At 68.2% G+C, this 26,012-nt stretch carries 26 protein-coding genes; 10 read left to right on the top strand and 16 right to left on the bottom strand.

Annotated elements, in window-relative coordinates; genetic code table 11:
* Nucleotides 1–57: 57 nt before the first annotated feature.
* Nucleotides 58–1,836, bottom strand: a complete 1,779-nt coding sequence (gene aspS / locus DER72_RS03865) for an aspartate--tRNA ligase (RefSeq protein WP_110068679.1) — start codon at nt 1,834–1,836, stop codon at nt 58–60.
* Nucleotides 1,837–1,889: 53 nt separating this feature from the next.
* Nucleotides 1,890–2,156 (bottom strand): FmdB family zinc ribbon protein, encoded by a 267-nt coding sequence (locus tag DER72_RS03860; RefSeq protein ID WP_110068678.1) that lies wholly within the window; start codon nt 2,154–2,156, stop codon nt 1,890–1,892.
* A gap of 180 nt (nt 2,157–2,336) precedes the next feature.
* Here DER72_RS03860 and DER72_RS03855 point away from each other — a divergent pair, with 180 nt between their 5' ends.
* Entirely contained in the window at nt 2,337–3,269 is a 933-nt protein-coding gene (locus tag DER72_RS03855; protein ID WP_110068677.1) for a D-2-hydroxyacid dehydrogenase, read from the top strand.
* Between the two features lie 41 nt (nt 3,270–3,310).
* Complete coding sequence (locus DER72_RS03850) at nt 3,311–4,255, top strand: nucleoside hydrolase (RefSeq protein ID WP_110068676.1); 945 nt, start codon at nt 3,311–3,313, stop codon at nt 4,253–4,255.
* A 3-nt stretch (nt 4,256–4,258) separates the two neighbouring features.
* On the opposite strand, the gene DER72_RS03845 is transcribed toward DER72_RS03850, so the two are convergent.
* Nucleotides 4,259–4,531, bottom strand: a complete 273-nt coding sequence (locus tag DER72_RS03845; protein WP_110068675.1) for an acylphosphatase — start codon at nt 4,529–4,531, stop codon at nt 4,259–4,261.
* Nucleotides 4,532–4,704: 173 nt separating this feature from the next.
* Complete coding sequence (locus DER72_RS03840; RefSeq protein WP_110068674.1) at nt 4,705–5,640, bottom strand: YihY/virulence factor BrkB family protein; 936 nt, start codon at nt 5,638–5,640, stop codon at nt 4,705–4,707.
* 134 nt (nt 5,641–5,774) lie between these two features.
* Between DER72_RS03840 and DER72_RS03835 the strand changes: the two genes are divergently transcribed.
* The gene (locus DER72_RS03835) at nt 5,775–6,869 is read left to right on the top strand and encodes a bifunctional nicotinamide-nucleotide adenylyltransferase/Nudix hydroxylase (protein WP_110068673.1); all 1,095 of its coding nucleotides are present in this window, start codon (nt 5,775–5,777) and stop codon (nt 6,867–6,869) included.
* A 147-nt stretch (nt 6,870–7,016) separates the two neighbouring features.
* On the opposite strand, the gene DER72_RS03830 is transcribed toward DER72_RS03835, so the two are convergent.
* The 6 genes from DER72_RS03830 to DER72_RS03800 form a co-directional block, all read right to left on the bottom strand.
* Nucleotides 7,017–7,934 carry a LysR substrate-binding domain-containing protein gene (locus tag DER72_RS03830; protein ID WP_110068672.1) on the bottom strand — a complete coding sequence of 306 codons (918 nt, stop codon included), beginning with the start codon at nt 7,932–7,934 and terminating at the stop codon, nt 7,017–7,019.
* 64 nt (nt 7,935–7,998) lie between these two features.
* Nucleotides 7,999–9,414 (bottom strand): cardiolipin synthase, encoded by a 1,416-nt coding sequence (gene cls / locus DER72_RS03825; RefSeq protein ID WP_110068671.1) that lies wholly within the window; start codon nt 9,412–9,414, stop codon nt 7,999–8,001.
* Between the two features lie 92 nt (nt 9,415–9,506).
* Nucleotides 9,507–11,012 (bottom strand): fumarate hydratase, encoded by a 1,506-nt coding sequence (locus DER72_RS03820; protein WP_110068670.1) that lies wholly within the window; start codon nt 11,010–11,012, stop codon nt 9,507–9,509.
* Between the two features lie 421 nt (nt 11,013–11,433).
* Nucleotides 11,434–13,455 (bottom strand): excinuclease ABC subunit UvrB, encoded by a 2,022-nt coding sequence (gene uvrB / locus DER72_RS03810; RefSeq protein WP_110068669.1) that lies wholly within the window; start codon nt 13,453–13,455, stop codon nt 11,434–11,436.
* 28 nt (nt 13,456–13,483) lie between these two features.
* Nucleotides 13,484–13,900: an OsmC family protein gene (locus DER72_RS03805; RefSeq protein ID WP_110068668.1), complete on the bottom strand. Its 417-nt coding sequence runs from the start codon at nt 13,898–13,900 to the stop codon at nt 13,484–13,486.
* A 14-nt stretch (nt 13,901–13,914) separates the two neighbouring features.
* The gene (locus tag DER72_RS03800) at nt 13,915–14,112 is read right to left on the bottom strand and encodes a hypothetical protein (RefSeq protein ID WP_110068667.1); all 198 of its coding nucleotides are present in this window, start codon (nt 14,110–14,112) and stop codon (nt 13,915–13,917) included.
* Between the two features lie 180 nt (nt 14,113–14,292).
* Here DER72_RS03800 and DER72_RS03795 point away from each other — a divergent pair, with 180 nt between their 5' ends.
* Complete coding sequence (locus DER72_RS03795) at nt 14,293–15,330, top strand: folate-binding protein YgfZ (protein WP_110068666.1); 1,038 nt, start codon at nt 14,293–14,295, stop codon at nt 15,328–15,330.
* Here DER72_RS03795 and DER72_RS03790 read toward each other — a convergent pair whose 3' ends face one another.
* On the bottom strand, nt 15,331–16,101 hold the full coding sequence (locus tag DER72_RS03790; RefSeq protein ID WP_110068665.1) for a TatD family hydrolase: 771 nt from the start codon (nt 16,099–16,101) through the stop codon (nt 15,331–15,333).
* Between the two features lie 60 nt (nt 16,102–16,161).
* Entirely contained in the window at nt 16,162–17,751 is a 1,590-nt protein-coding gene (prfC, locus tag DER72_RS03785) for a peptide chain release factor 3 (RefSeq protein ID WP_110068664.1), read from the bottom strand.
* 144 nt (nt 17,752–17,895) lie between these two features.
* On the opposite strand from prfC, the gene DER72_RS03780 reads away from it, so the two are divergent.
* Both DER72_RS03780 and DER72_RS03775 read left to right on the top strand, forming a co-directional pair.
* Nucleotides 17,896–19,170, top strand: a complete 1,275-nt coding sequence (locus DER72_RS03780; protein WP_110068663.1) for an ATP-binding protein — start codon at nt 17,896–17,898, stop codon at nt 19,168–19,170.
* A 27-nt stretch (nt 19,171–19,197) separates the two neighbouring features.
* The gene (locus DER72_RS03775) at nt 19,198–19,743 is read left to right on the top strand and encodes a response regulator transcription factor (RefSeq protein ID WP_110068662.1); all 546 of its coding nucleotides are present in this window, start codon (nt 19,198–19,200) and stop codon (nt 19,741–19,743) included.
* 104 nt (nt 19,744–19,847) lie between these two features.
* Here the strand turns inward: DER72_RS03775 and DER72_RS03770 are convergent, their stop codons facing one another.
* Nucleotides 19,848–20,621, bottom strand: a complete 774-nt coding sequence (locus DER72_RS03770) for a 3-hydroxybutyrate dehydrogenase (protein ID WP_110068661.1) — start codon at nt 20,619–20,621, stop codon at nt 19,848–19,850.
* Nucleotides 20,622–20,704: 83 nt separating this feature from the next.
* Nucleotides 20,705–21,151 (bottom strand): [NiFe]-hydrogenase assembly chaperone HybE, encoded by a 447-nt coding sequence (hybE, locus tag DER72_RS03765; protein WP_110068660.1) that lies wholly within the window; start codon nt 21,149–21,151, stop codon nt 20,705–20,707.
* Nucleotides 21,152–21,254: 103 nt separating this feature from the next.
* Between hybE and DER72_RS03760 the strand changes: the two genes are divergently transcribed.
* The 3 genes from DER72_RS03760 to DER72_RS03750 all read left to right on the top strand — a co-directional run bounded on the left by DER72_RS03760 (nt 21,255) and on the right by DER72_RS03750 (nt 23,361).
* Nucleotides 21,255–22,076 carry an inositol monophosphatase family protein gene (locus tag DER72_RS03760; RefSeq protein WP_110068659.1) on the top strand — a complete coding sequence of 274 codons (822 nt, stop codon included), beginning with the start codon at nt 21,255–21,257 and terminating at the stop codon, nt 22,074–22,076.
* A gap of 118 nt (nt 22,077–22,194) precedes the next feature.
* The gene (locus DER72_RS03755; RefSeq protein WP_110068658.1) at nt 22,195–22,470 is read left to right on the top strand and encodes a GrxA family glutaredoxin; all 276 of its coding nucleotides are present in this window, start codon (nt 22,195–22,197) and stop codon (nt 22,468–22,470) included.
* 123 nt (nt 22,471–22,593) lie between these two features.
* A complete protein-coding gene (locus tag DER72_RS03750) occupies nt 22,594–23,361 on the top strand; it encodes a DUF1338 domain-containing protein (protein ID WP_110068657.1) in 768 nt (255 codons plus the stop codon).
* Between the two features lie 80 nt (nt 23,362–23,441).
* Here the strand turns inward: DER72_RS03750 and DER72_RS03745 are convergent, their stop codons facing one another.
* Together DER72_RS03745 and DER72_RS03740 are read right to left on the bottom strand one after the other, a co-directional pair.
* A complete protein-coding gene (locus tag DER72_RS03745; RefSeq protein ID WP_110068656.1) occupies nt 23,442–24,101 on the bottom strand; it encodes a CoA transferase subunit B in 660 nt (219 codons plus the stop codon).
* An 88-nt stretch (nt 24,102–24,189) separates the two neighbouring features.
* The gene (locus DER72_RS03740) at nt 24,190–24,891 is read right to left on the bottom strand and encodes a CoA transferase subunit A (protein WP_110068655.1); all 702 of its coding nucleotides are present in this window, start codon (nt 24,889–24,891) and stop codon (nt 24,190–24,192) included.
* 206 nt (nt 24,892–25,097) lie between these two features.
* On the opposite strand from DER72_RS03740, the gene DER72_RS03735 reads away from it, so the two are divergent.
* A complete protein-coding gene (locus DER72_RS03735; RefSeq protein ID WP_110068654.1) occupies nt 25,098–25,994 on the top strand; it encodes a LysR family transcriptional regulator in 897 nt (298 codons plus the stop codon).
* The last annotated feature ends 18 nt before the right edge of the window (nt 25,995–26,012 follow it).

The raw sequence follows: 26,012 nt of genomic DNA, 5'->3' as shown, positions 1-26,012 counted from the left end.
TACGACACCGGCGCCCATCGGGCGCCGGTCTCTTGCTGCGTCAGGGGCCAGGAGGGATCACTCCTGCCCTTCCGCCTTGGCCTTCTGGCGCAGACGGATGCTCAGCTCGCGCAGCTGGTCGATGCTCACCTCGCCCGGGGCGTCGGTCATCAGGCAGCCGGCGCTCTGGGTCTTCGGGAAGGCGATCACCTCGCGGATGGTGCGGGCACCCGCCATCAGCATCACCAGGCGGTCGAGGCCGAAGGCCAGGCCGCCATGGGGCGGCGCACCGTACTGCAGGGCGTCGAGCAGGAAGCCGAACTTCTCGCGGGCCTCCTCCTCGCCGATGCCGAGGATCTCGAACACGGTGGTCTGCATCGCCTGGTCGTGGATACGGATGGAGCCACCGCCCAGCTCGGTGCCATTGAGCACCATGTCGTAGGCCCGGGAGAGCGCGCCCGCCGGGTTGGCCTTGAGCTCCTCGGGGCTGCAGGAGGGCGAGGTGAAGGGGTGGTGCAGCGGGCTCAGACGACCGTCGTCGTCGGCCTCGAACATCGGGAAGTCCACCACCCACAGCGGCGCCCAGGGCCGGGTGTAGAGGTCGAGGTCCTCGCCCAGCCTGACGCGCAGCGCGCCGATCGCCTCGTTGACGATGCGCGCCTTGTCGGCACCGAAGAAGATGATGTCCCCGTCCTCGGCGCCGACGCGGTCGAGCAGCTGCTCCACCACGTTCTCCATGAACTTGACGATGGGCGACTGCAGGCCCTCGAGGCCCTTGGCACGCTCGTTGACCTTGATCCAGGCCAGGCCCTTGGCGCCGTAGATGCCGACGAACTTGGTGTAGTCGTCGATCTCCTTGCGCGAGAGCTTGGCACCGCCCGGCACGCGCAGCGCGGCCACGCGGCCATCCTCGGCGCTGGCCGGGCCTGAGAAGACCTTGAAGTCCACCTGCTGCATCAGGTCGTCGACGTCGGTGAGCTCGAGCGGGATGCGCAGGTCCGGCTTGTCGGAGCCGAAGCGGTTCATCGCCTCGCTCCAGGTCATGCGCGGGAACTCGGGCAGCTCGACCTTGAGCACCTCCTGGAAGAGCTGGCGGATCATCGCCTCGGTGATCCCCATGATGTCGTCCTCGGAGACGAAGGAGGCCTCGAGGTCGATCTGGGTGAACTCCGGCTGGCGGTCGGCGCGCAGGTCCTCGTCGCGGAAGCACTTGGCGATCTGGTAGTAGCGGTCGAAGCCGGCCACCATCAAGAGCTGCTTGAAGAGCTGCGGCGACTGGGGTAGCGCGAAGAAGCTGCCCGGATGGGTGCGGCTCGGCACCAGGTAATCGCGGGCCCCTTCCGGGGTCGCGCGGGTGAGGATCGGGGTCTCGATGTCGAGGAAGCCCTGCCCCTCCAGGAAGGCGCGCACGCTGTGGGAGATCCGCGAGCGCAGGCGCAGCTTCTCGATCATCTCGGGACGGCGCAGGTCGATGTAGCGGTGCTTGAGGCGCACCTCCTCGCCCACCTTGCCGTGCTCGTCGAGCTGGAAGGGCGGCGTGGCGGCGGTGTTGAGCACCTCCACCTCCTTGGCCAGCACCTCGATCATGCCGGTGGGCATGTTGGGGTTCTGGGTGCCTTCCGGGCGCAGCCGCACGCGGCCCTGGATGCGCAGCACGTACTCGCTGCGGGCGCGGTCGGCGGTGGCGAAGGCCTCGGCGGTGTCGGGGTCGACCACGACCTGGGCGATGCCGTCGCGATCGCGCATGTCGAGGAAGATCACGCCCCCGTGGTCACGGCGGCGATGTACCCAGCCGCACAGGGTGACCGTCTGGTCCACCAGGGTCTCGTTGAGCTGGCCGCAATAATGGCTGCGCATGTCGTATCCTGTTCTGTAGCGAAATGAGGGGTTGGCGAGTGGCTGGGCGGCCCTCAGGCCGCCGCGCCCTCCTTCTTGCTGGACGATGACCCGCTCTGGGCGGAGCCTCCTGCATCACCGGCCAGGTTCTTCTTGCCGCCGGACTTGAAGTCGGTCTCGTACCAGCCGCCGCCGGCCAGGCGGAAACCGGCCGCCGAGACCAGCCGCGAAAGCTCGGGGGCCTCGCAGGCGGGACAGTCGGTCAGCGGGGCGGCGCTGATCTTCTGCAGCTTTTCCAGGCGCTGGCCGCAGGCCTTGCACTCGTATTCGTAGATGGGCATGGTTTGATCACTCCGGAAAATCACGGTATCCAGATCAGGACGCTGCCGGGCGTTCCCGGCGACAACGAATATGTGGCCGGCCCGCAGCGAATCCAAGCCTGCCAAAGCCGGACATTATAGCGTGCCCACCACCCGTGCGGGCAAGGCGCCTGCGCAAGGCCCCCAGAAGGAAGCCAACCGATGAATGCCGTCCTCCTCGATGCCTCAAGCCTAGGCCCCGATATCGACCTCGCCCCGATCCGTGAGCAGGTCGACTCCCTGGCGGTCCACGATCAGAGCACCACCGCCGAAGCCCGCGAGCGCCTGGCCGGGGCCCGGGTCGCCATCGTCAACAAGGTGGTGCTGGACGCCGCGACCCTCGAGGCGCTGCCCGAGCTCAGGTTGATCTGCGTGCTTGCCACTGGCACCAACAACATCGACATGGCCGCCGCCGAGCGCCTGGGCATCGCGGTGAAGAACGTCACCGCCTACGGCACCGCCAGCGTGGCCCAGCACACCCTGATGCTGATGCTCGCCCTGGCCAACCGCCTGCCCCTCTACCAGCGCGACGTGGCGACCGGGCGCTGGGGCGAGAGCCCCTTCTTCTGCCTGATGGACCACGGCACCCTGCAGCTGGAGGGCAAGCGCCTGGTGATCGTCGGCCAGGGGGTGCTCGGCAGCCGGGTCGCCCAGCTCGCCGAGGCCTTCGGCATGGCCGTGACCTTCGCGGCCCGGCCCGGCAAGGCGGATGACAGCCGCCCCACCCTGGCCGACCTCGCCCCCGAGGCCGACATCATCAGTCTGCACTGCCCGCTCAGCGAAGCGACCCGGCACCTGGTCGATGCCGACCTGCTGGCCACCCTCAAGCCCGGCGCCCTGCTGGTCAACTGCGCCCGCGGGGCCATCATCGACGAGCTGGCGGCCCTCGAGGCCCTCCGCGAGGGACGCCTGGGCGGGCTCGGCGTCGACGTGCTGCCGGTGGAGCCGCCCCAGGACGGCCATCCGCTGATTGATGCCCTGGCGGAGCCGCTGAACCTGATCGTGACCCCTCACAATGCCTGGATCACCCCGGAGTCGCGCCAGAATGTGGTGGCCCTCACCGCCGACAACCTGCGAGCCTGGCAGTCCGAGTGACGGAGGCCCCGCTCACAGCCCCAGCCCCTTGAGGAGCCCCCATGCGCCATCCGATCATCTTCGATACCGACCCCGGGGTGGATGACGCCCAAGCCATCGCCATCGCCCTGCGTCACCCCGAGCTCGAGCTGCTCGGCCTGACCACCACCTATGGCAACGTCGACGTGGCCACCGCCACTCACAATGCCCTGCTGCTGGCCGAGCTGGCCGGCCGCGGCGATGTGCCGGTGGCCCAGGGGGCGGCCGCGCCGCTGGTCAAGACCCGCTGTCCGCCGCCGGCCCATATTCACGGCGCCAACGGCCTGGGGGACATCGCGCTGCCAGCGGTGAAGGGCCGGGCCGATGGGCGAAATGCTGCGCAGTTCATCGTCGATACCGTCAATGCCCGCCCCGGCGAGGTCACCCTGGTGGCGGTGGGGCCGCTGGGCAACCTGGCCGCCGCCCTCCAGCTCGACCCGTCGCTTATCCAGCAGGTGAAGCAGGTGGTCATCATGGGCGGTTCGATCCGCGAGGGGGGCAACGTCACCCCGGTGGCCGAGGCCAACATGTTCAACGACCCCCATGCAGCGAGTCGGGTACTGACCGCCGGCTGGCCGCTGACCCTGGTCGGCCTCGATGTCACCCACCGCTGCGTGCTGACGGCAGAGCACATGGCGCACATCGAGGCCGGCCAGGGCGAGCTTGGCCGCGTGCTGGCCGGCAGCTACGCCTTCTACCGCGACTTCTACCGGACCTTCCTGGACATCGACGGCTGCTGCCCCCACGACAGCTGCGCCCTCGCCTGGTTGCTCAGGCCAGAGCTCTTCAGCACGGTACGCGGCCACATCACCGTGGTCACCGACGGTGATGCTGAAGGCCAGACGCTCTTCGCCCCCGAGGGGCGGACCTTCATCGACTCACGCTGGTTGCGAACGCCCGCGGTGGACGCCTGCCTGGGGGTCGACGGCGAAGCGGTGAGCGACTGGATCGCCGACGTTCTCGCCTGAGGCTCAGCCGGTGCGGAAGTCGTCCGGGGCGTGGGTGTCGAGCACCTCAAACTCCACGTGAGTGACCCGGGCGTTCTCCGGCCCCTTCCACAGCCACTCGGCGACCTCCTTGACGGCGTCGCGGCCGCCGCACAGCAGCACCTCCACCCGTCCGTCGGGCAGGTTCCTGGCGTGGCCGGTGACACCGTGCTGCAGGGCCTGCTCTTGAGTCGCCCGGCGATACCAGACCCCCTGCACCTTGCCCGTCACCAGGGCCTTGACGCAACACATCTCCATGCCCACCTCCATCGTCGCAGTGTCCGGAACGGCCCGCTGCCGCTCCGCTGGGTATGCCCTCGTTTCTACCAGCCCCGACGCTGCGGTGGCGGCCGGGCACGCCATACCGCGCGAGGCCGGCATGCTGCCGGCCTCATCGCCTTGGGGTCTCTTGGTCTTGGTGCCTGGCCCCGTCAGGGGTCCATCAGCTCGCGCCTGACCACCACGGCGGTATTGCGCGGCACCAGCGGGCGTCCCCGCTCGGCCAGATGGCAGCGAGTGAAGGCGGCGCCGAACAGCAGGATCAGCGAGCTGTAGTAGACCCACAGCAGGATCATCACCACCGAGCCCGCGGCCCCGTAGGTCGAGGCGGTGGCGGTGTGGGAGAGATAGACGGCGATCGCCGAGCGCCCCACCGAGAACAGCACCGCCGTGACCACGGCCCCCACCACCACGTCCTGCCAGCGCAGCACCACGTCGGGCAGCACCTTGAAGATGGTGGCGAAGAGCACCGCGATCACCGCCAGGGAGACCAGGAACTCCACCCCCGTGGTCAGGAAGCCCACGAAGGGCAGCAGGTCATCGGCGGCCTGCAGCATGGCGCGCACCACTACCCCGAGCACCAGTGACACCAGCAGGATGAAGCCGATAGAGAGCACCACGGTGAGCGACAGCAGGCGATTCTTGATGAAGACCAGGGCGCTGTTGGCGCTGGGCCGAGCGGTGACCCCCCAGATGGTATTGAGCGAGAACTGCATCTGGGCGAACACCGTGGTGGCCCCGACCAGCAGGGCCCCGATGCCCAGCAGCGTGGGCAGCAGGCCCGACTCCTCGATGCGCGAGCTCGCCACGGCCTGTTCGATGGCGGCGGCGGCATCATGGCCCATGGTGTCCTGCAGCTGGGCGACGATCTGGCCCTGGGCGGCATCCTCGCCCAGCACCAGGCCGATCACGGTGACGGCGATGATCACCGTGGGGGCCAGGGAGAAGAGCGTGTAGAAGGCCAGCGACCCGGCGTAGCTGAAGGCGTTGCGCTCCAGCCAGAGGCGAATCGCCCCCTGGGTCACGTTCCACCAGAACAGCAGCGTGGCCCTGAGCGCGGCCGGTGTCAGTCGGTTGAGCTCGATCATGGTGTTCCCCGCATCCCTGTGTGCCTTTCAGCATACGCGAATGTAACCGCGTGTGCTGCCATAGGGCGCATTGCACCCGCCTGCGGCGCTGACCATAATGAGCGGCGCCTTCACACCGCCCGCCAGGAATGCCCATGACCGACTGCCCGGACATCGACCGCGACGCCTTCGACTTCGACTGCCTGGTGTTCATCGGTCGCTTCCAGCCGCCTCATCTGGGGCACCTCGCGGTGATCCACGAGGCGCTCAAGCGCGCCCGCCAGGTGATCGTGCTGGTGGGCTCCTCCTGGCAGGCGCGCTCGCTGCGCAATCCCTGGCGCTTCGACGAGCGCCGCGCCATGCTGCGCAGCGCCTTCGACGACGAGGAGAACCGCCGGCTCGCCGTGGTGCCGCTGCTCGACGCCCTCTACAACAACGATGTCTGGGTGCGCGACGTGCAGCGCAAGGTGCGCGATATCGCCAGCCCTCAGGGGGCGCGGCTGCCGCGCATCGGCCTGATCGGCGCCAGTCGCGGACAGTCCAGCTACTACCTCTCGCTGTTTCCCCAGTGGGAGTCGGTGAGCGTGCCGCTGGTGGAGGGCATCTCGGCCAGCCAGATCCGCGAGCGCCTGTTCCGCTCCCCCTCCTCCGCCGACGACTACCTGAGCACCGGGGCCGCCCACGACCTGCCACCCGGGGTGGTCGCCGCCGTCCGGGACTTCTGCGCCGGCGACCACTATCGCCAGCTCAGCGAGGAGCAGCGCCTGCTGGACCAGTACCGCAGCGCCTGGGCCCAGGCGCCCTATCCACCCATCTTCGTCACGGTGAATGCGGTGGTGGTGCAGTCGGGACACGTGCTGCTGGTGCGCCGCACGGCGGCGCCCGGCAAGGGGCTACTGGCGCTGCCCGGCGGCTTCATCAACTCCCATGAGCGGCTGCTGGATGCCTGCCTCCGGGAGCTGCGCGAGCGGATTCGCCTCAAGGTGCCGGAACCGGTGCTCAAGGGGTCGCTGCGCGGCCAGCGGCTCTTCGACGAACCCCATCGCAGCTGGCGGGGTCGCACCCTGGCGGAGGCCTTCTACTTCGCGCTGACCCCCGACCAGCAGCTGCCGCGCCTCAAGCCGGTCAAGGGCGGCGACCACGCCCGCTGGGTGGCACTGGCGGACCTCGATCCCGAGGCCCTCTTCGAGGACCACTTCTTCATCATCCAGGACTTCCTGGGCCTGCCCGCCGACTTCGGCGGCACCTAGCTCAGGAAAAGGATGTGATTTCCGTCGCGAGCGATGAGGGGCCGGTCACCGCCGGAGAGGAGCTACCGGAGTGTAGTGGCCTACATGAGGATAGCGACGATCCGCCGGGGGCCGGGCTATCGAGCGCAGCAGGAAATCGCACCTTTTTCAGGCCTGGAGGAAGTCGCGCGGGAGCTTCTGCATCTGCCGCCACAGCTTCTCCACGCCGGGCTTGTGGACCAGCGAACAGCGGTAGAGGCGGATCTCCAGGGGCACGTCCCACTCCTCGCCACCGGCGCGCACCAGGCGCCCGCTCTTGAGCTCCTCGCGGATGCAGAAATCGGGGATCCAGGCCATGCCGATGCCCTGCAGCACCATCCCCTTGAGCCCCTCGGCCATGGCGGTCTCGTAGACGGTGCGCAGACGCAGGCGCAGGGCGTCATTCTTGAGCAGCATGCGCACGCTGCTGCCCAGGAAGGCGCCCTGGGTATAGGCGAGATAGGGAATCGACTCGCTCCCCTCCAGCGGAAAGCGCGGCCTGCCCTCCTCGTCCGGCAGGCTCACCGGCAGCATCTTCACCTGGCCGATGGAGAAGGAGGGAAACACCTCCGGGTCGAGCTGCATGCTGGCGTAGGGGTCGTAGTAGGCCAGCATCAGGTCGCACTTGCCCTCCCTCAGCACGTGGATCGCCTCCCCCACGTTCATGGCCACCAGCCGGGTCGGCAGCTCGCCGACCCCCTGCTGAAGGCGTGAGATCCAGGGCGGGAAGAAGCTCAGCGCCAGGGAGTGGGCGGCGACGATATCCAGCGCCTCGTTGGCGATGGAGAGCCCACGCAGGTGGCCCAGGCTCTCGTTGAGCTGCTCCACCAGGTTGCGGGCGGTCACCAGGAACAGCTGCCCTTCGGGAGTGAGGTCCACGGGCGTGGTGGAGCGGTCCACCAGGGTGGCGCCCACCACCTGCTCCAGGGCGCGAATGCGGCGGCTGAAGGCGGGCTGGGTAACGTGGCGCTGCCTCGCCGAGGCGGAAAAGCTGCGGGTATTGGCCAGAGCGACGAAGTCTTCCAGCCACTTGGTCTCGAGGTTCACCGTGACTCCCGGTCCGCGGATGGCAGGGTGGCCGACGCAGCGGCCATCGTGAAACGATAATGTATCACTGGATGGGGGACAGCAGGTAGGCGGCCCGCGAGACCAGCTTGCGCCACAGGGGGCGCGAGGTGATCTCGTCGAGGCTGATCCGTCGGCAGTCGGCGAAGTCCTTCTCCAGCATCAGGCGCACCTTGGCGGCGAACAGGCGATCCGGCAGGAAGGCGGTGATCTCGAAGTTGAGCCGGAAGGAGCGGTTGTCGAGGTTCACGGTGCCGACGCTGGCCGCCGCATCATCGATCAGCATCACCTTCTGGTGCAGGAAGCCCGGCTGGTAGCGATAGACCTTCACGCCGGCCCTGAGCATGTCGGGCAGGAAGGAGAAGGCCGAGAGGAACACAAGCAGGTGGTCGGGGCGCTCCGGGATCATGATGCGCACATCGACGCCGCGCATGGCGGCCAGGCGCAGGGCGTCCTGGACGCCCTGGTCGGGCACGAAGTAGGGGCTGGTCACCCAGAAGCGCTCGCGGGCGCTGTGGATGGCATGCTGCACCAGCAGCCCGGCGGTGTCCTGGCGGTCCGCCGGCCCCGAGGGCACGATGACCACCTGGTGGCACTCCTCGCAGGTGACCCGCGGGGTCCAGGAGAGGGTGATGACCTCGCCCGTCGCCCAGTGCCAGTCCTCCCAGAAGGCCTCCTGGAGGCCCAGCGCACTCGGCCCGGTCAGCTTGAGGTGGGTGTCCCTCCAGGGCCCATGGCGCCCCTGTCCCAGGTACTCCACGCCGACGTTGAAGCCGCCGACCCACCCCACGTGGCCGTCCACCACCAGCACCTTGCGATGGTTGCGGAAGTTGAGCTGGAAGCGGTGGCGGAAGCCCCGCGACGACCGGAAGGCGCTCACCTCCACCCCACTGCTGGCGAGGTCGCGCAGATAACCCTCGTTGAGCTTGTGGCTGCCCACCTCGTCGTAGAGGAAGTAGACCCGCACCCCGCGCTCGGCCACCCGCTGCAGGCGGTGCTTGAGCTCGATGCCCAGGGCGTCGTTGCGCACGATGAAGAACTGGATCAGCACGTAGTCCCTGGCCCGCTCGATGCCGTCGAAGAGGCTGTCGAAGGTGGCCTCCCCGTCCACCAGCAGCTCGGCGCGGTTGCCGCTGGTCAGCGGCATCTGGGCCAGCTGCTCCACGGCGCGCACGTCGGGATCCCGGGCATCGGCCACGAAGGGTTCGAGCTGCTCGCGATAGCGGGACAGCACACGGCGCAGCACGGAGTCGCGCTCGCCGCGGGCGGAGACGTAGCCGTAGAAGCGCGGGCGGCCGAAGATCCAGTAGGCGGGCACTGCCAGATAGGGCAGCGTGATGAGGGAGAGGATCCAGGCGATGGCGCCCTGGGAGGTACGACTCGACAGCAGGGCCAGCAGCGCGGAGACGACCCCCAGCACGTGGAAAAGAAAGATGGCCAGGCCGAACAGCCAGGAGGTCATGATCTCTCCCTGAAAAAACAGTGTCCTACAGGATACCCAAACGGCAGCGGCCCCGCCAGATGGCGGGGCCGCTCGGTTACCCTCGGCAGGGATCAGGCGCGCTCGGCGATGATCTCCTTCCACTTGGCGGGGCCGGTCTGGTGCACCGAGGTGCCTTGGCTGTCCACGGCCACGGTCACCGGCATGTCCTCCACCTCGAACTCGTAGATGGCCTCCATGCCGAGGTCCTCGAAGCCCACCACGCGGGACTTCTTGATCGCTTGGGCCACCAGGTAGGCGGCGCCGCCCACGGCCATCAGGTAGACCGCCTTGTTGTCGCGGATCGCCTCGATGGCGGCCGGGCCGCGCTCGGCCTTACCTACCATGCCCAGCAGGCCGGTCTCTTCCAGCATGGTACGGGTGAACTTGTCCATGCGGGTGGCGGTGGTGGGACCGGCCGGACCCACGACCTCGTCGCCCACCGGATCCACCGGGCCGACGTAGTAAATGAAGCGCCCCTTCAGGTCCACCGGCAACGGCTCGCCCTTGGCGATCATGTCCACCATGCGCTTGTGGGCGGCGTCGCGGCCGGTCAGCAGCTTGCCGTTGAGCAGCAGGGTGTCGCCGGGCTGCCAGCTCTGTACCTCCTCCGGCGTGACACTGTCGAGGTTGACGCGCTTGACGTTGCCCCCCGCCTCGCGGGTGATTTCCGGCCAGTCCTCGAGCTTCGGCGCCGGCAGCGCGGCCGGGCCGGAGCCGTCCAGGGTGAAGTGGGCGTGACGCGTGGCGGCGCAGTTGGGGATGATCGCCACCGGCTTGTTGGCCGCGTGGGTCGGGTAGTCCTTGACCTTGATGTCGAGTACCGTGGTCAGGCCGCCCAGGCCCTGGGCGCCGATGCCGCTCTTGTTCACCCTGTCGAAGAGTTCGAGGCGCAGTTCCTCGGCGCGATTGGAGGGCCCGCGGGCCTGCAGCTCCTGGATATCGATGGGATCCAGCAGCGCTTCCTTGGCGATCTCCATGGCCTTCTCGGCGGTGCCGCCGATGCCGATACCCAGCATGCCGGGCGGACACCAGCCGGCGCCCATCTTGGGAAGCTGTTCCATCACCCAGTCGACCACGCTGTCGGAGGGGTTGAGCATGGCGAACTTGGACTTGGCCTCGCTGCCGCCCCCCTTGGCTGCTACGTAGACCTCCACGGTGTCACCGGGCACGATCTTGTGGTGGATGATCGCCGGGGTGTTGTCACCGGTGTTCTTGCGGGCGCCGTCCGGGTCGGCCAGCACCGAGGCGCGCAGCACGTTGTCGGGCAGCGCATAGGCACGGCGAACGCCTTCGTTGACCATGTCGTCCAGGCTCATCTCGGCGTCCCAGCGCACGTTCATGCCCACGTGCAGGAAGACGGTCACGATGCCGGTGTCCTGGCAGATCGGCCGGTGCCCCATGGCACACATGCGCGAGTTGATCAGGATCTGGGCGATGGCGTCCTTGGCGGCAGGGTTCTCCTCGCGCTCGTAGGCCTGAGCCATGGCGTCAATGAAGTCCTTGGGATGGTAGTAGGAGATGTACTGCAGCGCATCGGCGACGCTCTGAATCAGATCGTCCTGGCGGATCTCGGTCATGAGCAAGGGGCTCCTTGGCGTTGTCGGCATGCCCGCTCGTCGCCGGCGTCGCGGCCGGCGTGGCGGGCTCGAACGGCCGGCATTATACCCTACCCCGCCGCCTGTCGACATTGGGCCGCCAAAGGTAGCAGATGCCTTCCGCAACACAAGATAACGGTATAAAAATGGAGGCTCAAGGGGATGCCTGGCAGCGCAGGCAGGCGAAGAGCCTACCCTCGGCCACCAGCCGCACCCGCAGCGAGCAGCCGGTGTCCGGCTCGCGTTCGGCATCGTGGAGCCTCCAGACGCCGTAGAGCTTGGTTATGGGAGTAGCGCACCCGGCCATCGTCGAAGCGGGCCAGCAGCGCCTTGCCCCTGCTGTCCACGGCGCTGACCCGCCGCCCCTCACCTTGGCGAAGTCGCGAGGCTGTCTATCCAAGCGCTATCCAAGCGCCAGCTGGCGCTCCTTGAGCTCGTGCAGCCGGTCGCGCAGCCGCGCCGCCTCCTCGAACTCGAGGTTCTGGGCCGCCTCGAACATGGCGTCCTCCACCCGGGTCAGCTCCTGGGCCAGCTCGGCCGGCGACAGCGCGGCGGGGTCGTAGATCGCCTCGCGCTCCGCCACCTTGCGCTCGCCGCGGCGCCCCTTGCCCTTGCGGCCCGGCGCCTGGGCGGCCTCGAGGATATCGGCCACCGAGCGGGTCACCGTGGTCGGGGTGATGCCATGGGCCTCGTTGTGGGCGATCTGCTTGTCGCGGCGTCGCTCGGTCTCCTCCATGGCGCGGCGCATGGAGTCGGTGACCCGGTCACCGTAGAGGATCGCCTTGCCGTGGGCATTGCGGGCCGCGCGGCCGATGGTCTGGATCAGCGAGCGCTCGTTGCGCAGGAACCCCTCCTTGTCGGCATCGAGGATCGCCACCAGCGAGACCTCGGGAATGTCGAGCCCCTCGCGCAGCAGGTTGATCCCCACCAGCACATCGAACTTGCCCAGGCGCAGGTCGCGGATGATCTCCACCCGCTCCACGGTATCGATGTCGGAGTGCAGGTAGCGCACCCGCACGTCGTGCTCGCCGAGATACTCGGTGAGATCCTCGGCCATGCGCTTGGTCAGCGTCGTCACCAGCACCCGCTCGCCCACCGCGCTGCGCAGGCGGATCTCCGAGAGCAGGTCGTCCACCTGGGTGCCGGCCGGGCGCACCTCCAGCTCCGGGTCGAGCAGCCCGGTAGGCCGCACCACCTGCTCCACCACCTGGCCGGCATGCTCGGCCTCGTAGGGACCTGGGGTCGCCGAGACGAAGATCGTCTGGGGGCAGATCGCCTCCCACTCCTCGAACTTCATGGGGCGGTTATCCAGCGCCGAGGGGAGCCGGAAGCCGTACTCCACCAGGGTCTCCTTGCGCGAGCGGTCGCCCTTGTACATGCCGCCCACCTGGGGAACGCTGACGTGACTCTCGTCGATGAACAGCAGCGCATCCGCCGGCAGGTAGTCGAAGAAGGTGGGCGGCGGCTCGCCCGGGTTGCGTCCTGAGAGGTAGCGGGAATAGTTCTCGATGCCGTTGCAGTAGCCCAGCTCGAGCATCATCTCGATGTCGTAGAGAGTACGCTGCTCCAGGCGCTGGGCCTCCACCAGCTTGTCATGCTTGCGCAGCCAGTCGAGGCGCTCCTTGAGCTCCGCCTTGATGGCGTCGATGGCGCCGAGGATGGTCTCCCGGGGCGTCACGTAGTGGGACTTGGGGTAGATCGTCATGCGCGGCACCTTGCCCCTGACCTCGCCGGTGAGCGGGTCGAAGAGACTGATGGTGTCGATCTCGTCGTCGAACAGCTCCACGCGCACCGCCTCGTCCTCGGCGTCTGCCGGAAAGATGTCGATGACATCGCCGCGCACCCGATAGGTGCCGCGCTTGAAGTCCATGTCGTTGCGGGTGTACTGCAGCTCCGCCAGGCGGCGCAGGAAGGAGCGCTGGTCGATCAGCTCGCCGCGGGTAAAGTGCAGGCGCATCTTCAGGTACTGGTCGGGGTCACCCAGGCCGTAGATGGCCGACACCGAGACCACGATCAGCGCATCGCGCCGCTCCAGCAGGGCCTTGGTGGCGGAGAGGCGCATCTGCTCGATATGGTCGTTGATGGAGGCATCCTTCTCGATGAAGGTGTCCGACGACGGCACATAGGCCTCGGGCTGGTAGTAGTCGTAGTAGGAGACGAAGTACTCGATGGCGTTGTCGGGGAAGAACGCCTTGAACTCGCCGTAGAGCTGCGCCGCCAGGGTCTTGTTGGGCGCCATGACGATGGTCGGGCGCTGCAGGCGCTCGACCACGTTGGCCATGGTGAAGGTCTTGCCCGACCCCGTCACCCCGAGCAGGGTCTGGTGGGCGAGCCCCGCCTCGAGCCCCTTGACCAGGCTGTCGATAGCCGTGGGCTGGTCGCCGGCGGGCTGGAACTTAGAGGCGAGGCGAAAGGGCTTGCTCATGGCGTCTCCGCGTGTGGGGTCCGGAAGGTCAGGCCTCGACGGTGGTCCGCGTGGAAACCTCCACGGTGGAGCTGGTCATCAGGCGATGGATGGGGCACTTGTGGCTGATCTCCTCGAGGCGCAGGCGCTGCTCGGGCTCCTCGATGCCGTGAAAGGTCATCTCCACGTCGAGCCGGTAGGTGCCATGGCGCTCCTCGCTGTCATCGCGATGCACCTTCACGCTCACCCCCTCCAGGGGCCACTTCTTGCGCTTGGCATACATCATCGAGGTGATCGCCTTGCAGGCCCCGAGCGACAGGTCGAAGAAATCGTGGGGATCCGGGGCGCTGCCCTCGCCGCCATAGGCCTCCGGCACATCGACGAAGAGGTCGTCGAAGCCATCCAGTTCGACTCGCTGGCGGAAGATATGGTTGCGTACGCTTACGATCTCAATGGTCTTCTTCATGGGGAACCTCCTGTTCACTTGACCTGGATGGGAAGCTTGAGGGCCTCGATGGCCTTGATCAGCGCCTCGCGCCGGGCGCGCCCCTCGACCTCGGCACCGTGACGCCCCACCTCGGCGCTGTCGACGCCGTCGAGCATCATCAGGGCGGTGGTGATACGGTTGATCTGATCGGCGTTCTCGACGCCGGTGAAGCTCAGCGATTGGTGCGCCATGGGACGGCTCTCCGAGAGGATGGCAAAAGCGGGGGCGGGCCTGTCACGGCATGCCGCGACCGCCCAGCGGAAGACTGCGGCGAGTCTAGCATGGCGCCGAGACGACCACAGCGGTTGCAATGTCGCACGGCTACCCGCATAAGAAGAGCCAGCCACCCAGCAGACGACAAGGAGCTCCCCATGCACGACTGGATCACCGCCTGTGGCGGACGGCAGGACGCCGAGGACCGGATCGCCTTCGACACCCCGGCGCCGGCCCGCCAGGCCCTGGATGGCACCGTGGTCACACCGCTGGTGCATCTGGGCGTACTCGACGTGATCGGCCAGGACGCCGAGCGCTTCCTGCAGGGCCAGGCCAGCGCCCAGGTGGGCCTGGCCAACGGCGATTTCGCTCCTCTCACCGTGTTCTGCACCCCCAAGGGGCGAATGCTGGCCAATGCCCAGCTGCTGCGCGTCGCCGAGGGGCACTATCGACTGCTGATGCAGCGCGGCCTGGTCCAGCCCCTGTCGGAGCACCTGGGCAAGTTCGCCGCCTTCTACAAGGCCGAGCTCCGGGTTCGCGACGACCTGGCGCTGATCGGCCTGATCGGCCGTGACGCCCCGGCGCTGGCCGAGGTGAGGCTGGACCTGGTGCCGCCCCCGGTGTGGCATCAGGCAGGCGATGCCGAGGCCCAGCTGCTGACCCACCCGGGGCCGCTCCCGCGCCAGCTGATCTGCCTGGCCTCCGGCCAGGCCGCAGCGCTATGGTCGCGCCTCGCCGAGCAGGCCACGCCGGTGGGCAATGCCATCTGGTGCCTGCATGACATCCAGGCCGGCCTGGCCTGGCTGACCCCCGCCCATCGCGATGCCCTGCTGCCGCAGATGATCAACTGGGAGGCGCTCGGCGGGATCAGCTTCAAGAAGGGCTGCTACACGGGGCAGGAGGTAGTGGCCCGGGCCCACTTCCGCGGCCAGGTGAAGCGCCGCCTGGTGCGAGCCCAACTGGAAGGCGGCGAGCTGCCCGCCCTGGCAAGCCCGGTGGAGAGTGCCGATGGCAAGGCGGTGGGCGAGGTGGTGGCCGCCGAACTCGACGCCTATGACCAGGCGGAGATCCTGGCGGTACTGAGCACCAAAGAAGACCTGGGACCGCTCCGCGTGGCCGGCCAGGCCGTCAAGCAGCTGAAGCTGCCCTACCCCATCGAACGCCTGGACCCGGAGAGCCTGGCGGCCAGCCGCTAGTCACAGCCGAAAAAGCCGCCTGGCCGTGGCGGTGCTGGCCGCCGCCACGGCCTCGAAGGGTTCCTCGCGCAGTTCGGCCACGACCCGGCACACCTCCGCCACCCGCGCCGGCTCGTTGCGCTCGCCCCGGTGCCCTGCCAGCGGCATGTCGGGGCTGTCGGTCTCCAGCACATAGCCCTGCGCAGGCAGGCTCGCCACCGCCCGACGCAGGCGTTTCGCCCGGTCGAAGGTGACGGCGCCCCCCAGCCCCACCACGAAACCCAGATCGATGAAGCGCCGAGCCTGCTCCGGCGACCCGGCGAAGGCGTGGATCAGCCCGCCACCAGGGAGCGCCAGCTCACGCAGTCGCCTGGCGACCCGATCGTTGGCCCGCACGCAGTGGATTACCACCGGCAGGCGGCGAGCCTTGGCCAGCCTGAGCTGGGCATCGAAGAGCCGCCACTGGGCGTCGAGGGTCTCGGGAAAGCGGGCGTCGATGCCGCACTCCCCAATGGCGACCACCCCGGGGGCCGCCGCCACATGGTCGTCCAGCGCTTGGGCCAGCGCCTCGATATCTCCCTCGCCGTGCTCATCCATGAAATAGGGGTGCAGCCCCAGGCAGACGCTGACGTCGTCGCGCGCCCCCAGCGCCAGCACGCCGGGCCAGCGTTTGCGCGTCGTGCCCGGCACCACGAAATGCGAAACGCCCACCGCCCTGGCCCGCTCGACCACCGCCTCACGGTCGGCGTCGAAATCGGGGAAGTCCAGATGGCAGTGGGCGTCGATCAGCATGTATCCCCCTCCAGGCCCGTCCCCGGCGCCGCTCGCCGGTTTGCGATTCGGCTTGGTACCTCAGTGCTCCCGGGTGGGCTGGAAGCGGATCTCCGGCCAGCGCTCCTGGGTCATCTGCAGGTTGACCCGGGTGGGGGCGATATAGGTCAGGTAGCCACCGCCGTCGATGGCCAGGTTGGCGCTCGCCTTGCGCTTGAACTCCTCGAGCTTCTTCGCATCGTCGCAGTAGATCCAGCGGGCGGTGTTGACGTTCACCCCCTCGTAGACCGCCTCCACCTTGTACTCCTCCTTGAGGCGATGGGCGACCACGTCGAACTGCAGGGTACCCACGGCGCCGAGGATCAGGTCGTTGTTGTCAAGCGGCATGAAGACCTGAGTGGCGCCCTCCTCGGAGAGCTGCTGCAGGCCCTTCTGCAGCGCCTTCATCTTGAGCGGGTCCTTCAAGCGCACCCGCTTGAACAGCTCCGGGGCGAAATGCGGGATGCCGGTGAAGCGCATCTCCTCGCCCACCGTGAAGGTGTCGCCGATCTGGATGGTGCCGTGGTTGTGCAGGCCGATGATGTCACCGGGCCAGGCCTCCTCTACCTGGGAGCGGTCCGAGGCCATGAAGGTCAGGGCGTCGGCGATCTTGACGTCCTTGCCGATGCGCACATGGCGCATCTTCATGTTCTTCTCGTACTTGCCAGAGCAGACCCGCAGGAAGGCGATACGGTCGCGGTGGTTGGGGTCCATGTTGGCCTGGATCTTGAACACGAAGCCAGTGAAGCGTGAATCCTCGGCCTCCACGGTGCGGGTGTCGGTCTCCCGCGCCTGGGGCGGCGGCGCATACTCCACGAAGCCGTCCATCATCTCGCGCACGCCGAAGTTGCCCATGGCGGTACCGAAGTAGACCGGGGTCAGCTCGCCGCGCAGGTAGGCGTCATGGTCGAAGGCGTGAGAGGCCCCGCGCACCAGCTCCACCTCCATGCGCAGCTCCTCCGCCTGGTCCTCGCCCAGCACCGCGTCCACCTCGGGGTTGTCGAGCCCCTCGATGCGGCGGTCGTCGGGAATGCGGCTGCCCTGCCCCTGGGTGTAGAGATGGATGACGTCGTTATAGAGGTGGTAGACCCCCTTGAAGTGGCGCCCCATGCCGATCGGCCAGGTCATGGGCGCGCACTGGATGTTGAGCACCGTCTCCACCTCGTCCATGACCTCGATGGGATCGCGGATATCGCGGTCCATCTTGTTGACGAAGGTGAGGATCGGCGTGGTGCGCAGGCGGCACACCTCCATCAGCTTGATGGTGCGGGCCTCGACGCCCTTGGCGCCGTCGATCACCATCAGCGCCGAGTCCACCGCCGTCAGGGTGCGGTAGGTGTCCTCGGAGAAGTCCTCGTGGCCGGGGGTGTCGAGCAGGTTGACGATGCGCCCACCGTAGGGGAACTGCATCACCGAGGTGGTCACCGAGATGCCGCGCTCCTGCTCCATCTTCATCCAGTCGGAGGTGGCGTGGCGGTCGGCGCGCTTGCTCTTGACGGAGCCGGCCATCTGGATGGCGTTTCCGAACAGCAGCATCTTCTCGGTGATGGTGGTCTTGCCCGCATCGGGGTGCGAGATGATGGCGAAGGTCCTGCGCAGCCCGACTTCGCGGGCCAGTGTGGCGTCTGACATCGATGGGGTTCGTCATCGAGGCACCGTCATGGGTGCGTGAATGAGTGCCGGTTCGGCAGTGGCCGCATTCTACGCCGGTCGGCCGGCGAAATGTAGGGCGGCCCGGCAGCGGGTATGATGGATAGCCGTCAGCGAGGAGCCGCCATGACCACCACCCAGCCACTGCCTCTCTCCACCCCCAGTCGCAACCTGGTGCGCCTGACCATCGTGCGCGGGATCACCTGGACAGGTTTCCTGATCGGGGTGATCGTCGGCGTCGAGCTGCTCGGCTTCGAGCTCCAGGTCAAGGCGGTGATCGGGGTGATACTGGCGATGGCGCTGATCAATCTGGCCACCTGGTGGCGCCTGGGTCGTCACCGCGCCGTCTCCCACGGCGAGTACCTGACCCACCTGCTGGCCGATGTGGCGGGTCTCACCCTGCTGTTCTACTTCACCGGCGGCTCCAGCAACCCCTTCATCACCTACTATCTGGTGCCGGTGACCATCGCCGCCGCCACCCTGCCCTGGCGCTTCGCCTGGATCATCGCCACCACCGCCCTGCTGGCCTACTCGCTGCTGATGGTGCAGTACCACCCGGTGCCCCAGCTGGCCCACGGCAGCCATGCCGATCACGGCATCAGCCTTCACGTGCTGGGGATGTGGCTCAACTTCGCCCTGTCGGCGGGGCTGGTGACCTTCTTCATCTACAAGATGGCCCATGCGCTGCGCAGCCGGGAGCAGGCGCTGTCGCGCACCCGGGAAGCCGCGCTGCGCAACGAGCAGGTGCTGGCCGTCGCCACCCAGGCGGCGGGCACCGCCCACGAGCTGGGGACCCCGCTCTCCACCATGGCGGTCCTGCTCACCGAGATGCGCGATGAGGCCCGCGACAACCCCGCACTGGTCAAGGACATCGAGCTGCTGCGCCAGCAGGTGGACACCTGCAAGTCGCGGTTGCGCCAGCTGGTGGAGAACGCCGACCGACGGCGCATGGGGGAGCCCCAGGTGCGCGACGCCGAGATGTGGCTGGCCGCCGTGGTGCAGCGCTGGCTGGTGCTGCGCCCCGATGTCAGCCACCGCATGGCGGTGGCGGAGCGCCGGGGGCGCCCCTGGATCTCGGTGGACACCACCCTGGAGCAGGCGCTGACCAACCTGCTCGACAACGCAGCCGATGCCAACCCGGACGACATCCTGATCAGCCTCGACTGGAACACCCAGGAGGTGGTGATCGACATCCGCGACCATGGCCCCGGCGTGGCGCTCGCCATCGCCGACCAGCTGGGCGAGACCTTCATCTCCACCAAGAGCAAGGGGCTCGGGATCGGGCTGTTCCTGACCCACGCCACCATCAACCGTCTCGGCGGCGGCGTGAGCCTGTACAATCATCCCGAAGGCGGCACCCTGACCGAAGTGGTGCTGCCGCGCAGCGAACCGGCCAGCTGAGCCATGACCCGACGTGACGAGGACGCCATGCAAGAGCCAACCACAGCCGAACGGCTGCTGATCATCGACGACGACGAGATGTTCTGCCACGTGCTGGACCGCGCCATGCGCCGCCGCGGCTTCGAGGTCGTGGTGGCCCACGACGCCGAGCAGGCGCTGGCCCTGGCGCATCAGCAGCGCCCGGCGCTGGCCACCCTCGACCTGAAGCTCGAGCACGACTCGGGGCTGAAGCTGCTGCCGGAGCTGCTCGAGGTGGTGCCCGAGTGCCGCGTCGTGGTGCTGACCGGCTACTCCAGCATCGCCACCGCCGTGGAGGCGATCAAGCTGGGGGCGGTGAACTACCTCTGCAAGCCGGCGGATGCCGACGAGGTGCTGGCGGCCTTCGGCCGGGAGGGCGGCGACCCGGAGACGGAAGTGGCCGAGCAGCCGCCTTCCATCAACCGCCTGGCGTGGGAGCATATCCAGAAGGTGCTGCAGGAGCACGATGGCAACATCTCCGCCACCGCCCGCGCCCTGGGGATGCACCGACGCACCCTGCAGCGCAAGCTGCAGAAGCGGCCGGTGAGGCGATAACGCGGCAAGCGGCCAGGAAGCGATGCCGACCCTCAGACGCAAACCCCGAGGCCATGGCCTCGGGGTTTGCATATAGCTCGGCGCCTACGGCAGGGCGCTGGCGCTTACTGCGCCGTCCAGCCCAGGTCGATGTTCCAGCTCGAGCCGGTGACCGCACCAGCGGCATCCGAGGCCAGGTAGGCGACCAGCTCGGCCACCTCGGCGGGCTCGATCAGACGCTTCACGGCGGCGTTCTTGAGCATGATCTGCTCGATCACCTGCTGCTCCTCCATGCCGTGGAGCTTCGCCTGGTCGGCGATCTGATTGTCCACCAGCGGAGTCTTCACATAGGCCGGACAGATGGCGTTGGCGGTGATGCCCTGGGCCCCGCCCTCGAGCGCCGCGGTCTTGGTCAGGCCGATCATGCCGTGCTTGGCGCTGATGTAGGCGGACTTGCCGGGCGAGGCCACCTGGGCATGCACCGAGGCGATGTTGATCACCCTACCCCAGCCATTCTCGCGCATGGAGGGCCAGACGGCCTGGGTCAGCAGGAAGGGCGCCGTCAGCATCAGGTCGATGATCTGGCGCCACTTCTCCTCCGGAAACGCCTCGATGGGGGCGACATGCTGGATCCCGGCATTGTTGACCAGGATGTCCACCCGCCCGAAGCGGCGGATGGCCTCCGCCACTGCCGCCTTGCAGGCCTCGCCATCGGTCAGGTCGGCCTGGAAGAAGACGGCGCCGGCCTGCTCGGCGACCTCGGCACCGGCCGGGTTGAAGTCCACGGCCAGCACCTGGTGGCCCTGCGCGCAGAAGTGGCGCACCACGGCTTCACCGATGCCGCTCGAGGTGCCGGTCACCAGGGCAACGCGGGGAGTAATGGGGGCGGTTCCTGACATCAGCAGCTCCTTGTCTTTTCGTTGTCATGCCCAGCGCGCGGGGCTGGAGAAATGAAGCGCCCCCAGCATAAGGCCGCCTGCTCTCAGGCGCTACCATCGCCGGGCGAGCCATCGGCCATCACCCGCTCCATCAGCTGCTGGGCCAGCCGGCTCGCGGCCGGTCGGCTGGCCACGTCGGCGAGATCGTCGAGCAGCACCAGGCGCCGACACCAGGCCGACTCCCCCAGGGTGACGGTCTCCAGCGGGTACTCCCCCGAGGGCAGCGCCAGCCAGTGGCGGCTGCCCGCCTCGGGCATCTCGGCGCTGTCGGCCGCGGGCACCATCGCCAGCCACAGCGACACCGGGGTGACCAGGGCCCCCACCAGCTGCTCGCCGAGCTCGGGGTCGGTGTGGCGCTGGAAACAGAGGGCATCGGCGGCCAGCCGGGGGTTGAAGGTCGGCGACGCCTTGGCGTCGCGCAGGTGCGCATGGGTCCAGGCCTCGGCCAGCTGGCGCAGGCGGGCATACTGCTCGGCGGTCAGGGCATGCATGGTGGGCTCCTCGGCAAGTGGGCGGCAGTATAGCGTCGCCCTCCCCGCGGTTCAGCCCGGCCTGCTATGCTGGAAGGCCGTTTCCCACCCCATGGAGCCCGTCATGACCGATGCCGAACGCCTGGCCCTGGCCGTCGAGATCGCCCGGGAGGCCGGCCAGATGATCCGCGAGGCGCGGGAACAGCGGACCTTCGGCCACCGCTACAAGCAGGGGCACGAGCTGGTCACCGATGTGGATGTCGCCGTCGACACCCATATCAGCGCACGGCTCGAGGCGAGCTTTCCCGGCGAGGCGCGACTCAGCGAGGAGCTCGCCCCGGATCGCGAGGTGCTTGGCAGCCCGGCGCCGCTGTGGGTGGTGGACCCCATCGACGGTACCGTCAACTTCGCCCACGGCCTCCACCATGTGGCGGTCTCCATCGCCTGGGCCGTGGCGGGCCGCGTGCGCCTCGGGGTAGTCCACGCACCCTTCCTCGGCGAGACCTTCACGGCGCTCGACGGCCAGGGGGCCCACTGCAACGGGCGGCCCATCCAGGCCAGTCGCCGCGGCAGCCTCGAGCGCAGCCTGGTGGGCACCGGCTTCCCCTACCGCCGCGACAGCCGCCCGCCGCTGATGCGCCGCCTGACGGCGGTCCTCGAGCGCTGCCAGGACGTGCGCCGCAACGGTTCCGCCGCGCTGGACCTCTGCGACGTGGCCTGTGGCCGGCTCGATGCCTACTACGAGAGCGTCTCACCCTGGGACTTCGCCGCGGGCTGGCTGATCGCCCGGGAGGCCGGCGCACGCACCGGGCACCTCTACCCCCGCCCCGAAGGTTTCCCCGAGGATCTCTACGGCGAGAACCTGCTGGTGGCGAGCCCCGCCATCCACCGAGAGCTGGGCGAGCTGCTGCGCCGCGCCGACAGCGGCGAGGGCATCCCGCGCTGAAGCACACCGCGCCCCCATAGGGCCCGCCAATGGTGCCTCTTGATGTCGACTATTGGCGCACCCGGTGTCGATCCGTCACAATCGACACCATTCGACCACTTCGCCACCAGGAGTCCGCATGTTCGTCGTCATCTTCGGCCGCCCCGGCTGCCCCTTCTGCGTCTTCGCCAACGAGCTGGCCACCCGGTTGCAGGGCGCCGGCGCCATCGAGGGCTTCCGCTACGTGGACATCCAGGCGGAGGGCATCACCAAGGCCGATCTGGAGAAGACCATCGGCAAGCCGGTGCATACCGTGCCGCAGATCTTCATCGACGAGACCCCGATCGGCGGCTACACCGAGTTCGAGCAGTATGTGCGCGAGCATCGCCTGCTGGAGCCGGCCCGCAGCGTCTGAGCCAGCGCCCCTCCCTGCAGCGCGCTTCCGGCTACCCAGAAGCGTCATCGCGGCGTTGAAAGCCCCCGGGCGGCACCCGCCTATACTTCCCGCCAGCATCAGACGACAAGGGAAGCCAGCGAGATGCAGAGGGAAGAGTTCGTCCAGCAGCTGTGGCTGGACTATATTCATCAGCACCCGGAAGTGGGCGCCCTGCGGTTATGGCCGGTGGACGCCCCCGCGGAATATCTCGCGCTGCTGACACTTAACCATGGGCCCTGGAGCATGGATGCCCTGATGCCCAGCCTGGCGCATCTGGGCTATCGCCCCGGGCACCGCCACGCCATGGCCGACCGCGGGCTGCTGGTGACCCTGCTCTCCCCGCCGGACGATGGCCCCTGGCTGGTACTGGCCGAGCTGCAGCTGGGCACCCTCTCCCGGGAACCGCGCCAGCGGCTCGAATCCCTGATGGCCCAGGCCCCGGTGGCCGATCAGCGCGGTCAGAACCTGCTGTGCCGCGGACGCCCCTGGCCAATGCCGGACTGGGACACCTACCAGAGGCTGTGCGAGGCCCACCCCCTGGCCGGCCTACTGGCCGTCAACGGCCCCCGCCTCCACCATGCCGGCTTCGACTGCCAGCGCCTGGGGGACTCCCTCGAGTATTTCGATGCGCGGCTCGGCGAGAGCGGCTTCAGCGGCAGCAGCGACCGCCACCACGGCATCTTCCCGGTCTCCGGGCTGCTCGACTACCGCTTCTACCCGGCCTGCTCCCAGCGCCTGCCCTTTGCCGAGGGCGACGAGCACCGCATCGAGAGCGGCGGGCTCGCCCTGGTGCAGAAATCGGTCAGCGCCAACCAGGAGCGCGCCGTGGAGCTGCTGCTGCCCCACCATACCCGCTGCGAGATCGCCTGAGCGCCAGCCGTTTCACCGCCCCGAACGACGCCGGCCCGGTCGCATCGCGACCGGGCCGGCATGTCTCACACGTGACGTGATTAGTCGAAGGTCATCTCCGGCACGTGATCCGGAACGATCAGCTTGCCGGCGGTCTTCTCGACGATCTCCTCCACGGAGACGCCCGGGGCGCGCTCCTTGAGGTGGAAGGCGCCGTCCTTGATCTCCAGATAGGCCAGGTCGGTCAGCACCCGGTTGATGCAGCCCGCGCCGGTCAGCGGCAGGCTGCACTTCTCGAGCAGCTTGGACTCGCCGTGCTTGGAGGCGTGGGTCATGGTGCAGATGATGTTCTCGGCACCGGCCACCAGGTCCATGGCACCGCCCATGCCCTTGATCAGCTTGCCCGGGACCATCCAGGAGGCGATATTGCCCTCCTGATCCACCTCGAAGGCGCCGAGCACGGTCAGGTCCACGTGGCCGCCGCGGATCATGGCGAAGGACTCCGCGGAGTCGAAGATCGCCGCGCCAGGGCGGGCGGTCACCGTCTGCTTGCCGGCGTTGATCATGTCCGCGTCGACCTCCTCCTCGGTGGGGAAGCGACCCATGCCGAGTAGGCCGTTCTCGGACTGCAGCATCACGTCGATGCCGTCCGGCACGTAGTTGGCCACCAGGGTCGGGATGCCGATGCCCAGGTTGACGTAGAAGCCGTCCTCGAGTTCGCGCGCCACGCGCATTGCCATCTGTTCGCGAGTAAGTGCCATCTTGTTGCCTCGTTGTTCGATGTAACAGCTTCGGGGGAGAAGCTCAGGAAGCGCCGGCCGGGCCGGCGGTCAACGCATCGCTATGGCCTCAGGCCTCGCGGACGGTGCGCTTCTCGATGCGCTTCTCGAAGCTGCCCTGGATGATGCGATCGACATAGATGCCCGGGGTGTGGATCTGGTCCGGCTTGAGCTCGCCCGGCTCGACGATCTCCTCCACTTCCACCACGGTGATCTTGCCGCAGGTGGCGGCCAGCGGGTTGAAGTTCTGGGCGGTGTCGCGATAGACCACGTTGCCGTAGCGATCGGCCTTCCAGCCCTTGACGATGGCGAAGTCGGCGTGGAACGCCTCCTCGAGGATATAGTGACGGCCGTTGAACTCGCGCACCTCCTTGCCCTCGCCGATCGGGGTGCCGTAGCCGGTGGCGGTGTAGAAGGCGGGGATGCCCGCGCCCCCGGCCCGCATCTTCTCGGCCAGGGTGCCCTGGGGCGTCAGGATCACCTCGATCTCGTCGTTGAGCATCTGCTGCTCGAACATGGCGTTCTCGCCCACGTAGGAGGCGAAGATGCGGCTGATCTGCTTGTCCTCCAGCAGGATGCCGAGGCCGAAGCCGTCGACGCCGCAGTTGTTGGAGATCACGGTGAGGTCCTTGACGCCCAGGCGCTTGATCTCGGCGATCAGGTTCTCGGGGATGCCGCAGAGACCGAAGCCGCCGGCAACGACGGTCATGCCGCTCTCGATGCCTGCCATCGCCTCTTCGTAGGAGTTAACGCGCTTGTCGAATCCGGCCATAGTGAGTGGCGCCTCATGTTGTTGTGAATGAGCCTGGCCAGGGGGACGCTGTGGTGTCGGCGCCCTGGAGGCGGCTCGGGGGTGAAGGATAGCGGGTCCCTGGGGACACGATGGCCCCAGTGTTGTGCCTGGTGATATATTTGTTAAGTTTGTTTTTCTTATTGATTGATCAATCCGGCTTATAAATTTGACCTTGGTAGCATGCCATGACCGTCAAGCAGCTTCGCGCCTTCCTCGCCGTGGCCCAGTCCCTGAGCTTCACCCAGGCCTGCGAACGGCTGCATCTCTCCCAGCCGGCGCTGAGCCTGGCCATCAAGGGGCTCGAGGAGAGCCTGGGGGGGCGACTGCTGATCCGCACTACCCGCAGCGTGCGCCTCACCCCGGAGGGCGAGTCCTTCGTGCCGCTGGCCAAGCGGCTGCTGGCGGAGTGGGACAACACCGAGGAGCTGATGCGCCAGCGCTTCACCCTCCAGCTGGGTCGCCTGGCGGTGGCCACCATGCCGTCCTTCGCCAGCAACCTGCTGCCGCCGGCGCTGATGGCCTTTCGCAGTCGCCATCCGCGCATCAACGTCACGGTTCACGACGTGATCAACGAGCAGGTCATCGACATGGTGCGCGACCGCCAGGTGGAGCTGGGCATCGCCTTCGAGCCCGAGGCGGTGGGCAGCCTGGCCTTCACCCCGCTGTTCGTCGACCGCTTCGTGGCCGTGGTGCCGCCCCGCTCGCTGCTGGCCCATCACGACAGGCTCAGCTGGGAGACCCTCTTGACCCATGACTTCATCGCCCTGCAGCGCCCCTCCATGGTGCGGCGGCTGCTCGAGCAGCAACTCGGCGAACGCGGCATCCGCCTGCCGTCCGCCTTCGAGAGCCACCAGCTGGCCACCGTGGGGCGCATGGTGGCCAGCGGCCTGGGCGTCAGCGCGGTGCCCTCGCTGTGCGCCCGGCAGATGGAGGAGCTCGGCGCCCGCTGCCTGCCGCTGGACGACCCGGCCATCGAGCACGCCGTCGGCATGCTCACCCACGGCGAGCTCTCCGCCGCCGCGCTCGCGCTTCGCCAGGTGCTGGTGGAGACCCTCGGCCGAGCCGAGCCGGTGGCCGAGTGAGGACGCTGGGCAGCCGCC

Source organism: Halomonas sp. A11-A (assembly GCF_003182195.1).
Classification (GTDB): domain Bacteria; phylum Pseudomonadota; class Gammaproteobacteria; order Pseudomonadales; family Halomonadaceae; genus Halomonas; species Halomonas alkalicola.
The sequence above is the reverse complement of the archived record's forward strand: the minus strand, read 5'-3'. Positions and strand labels throughout refer to the sequence as shown.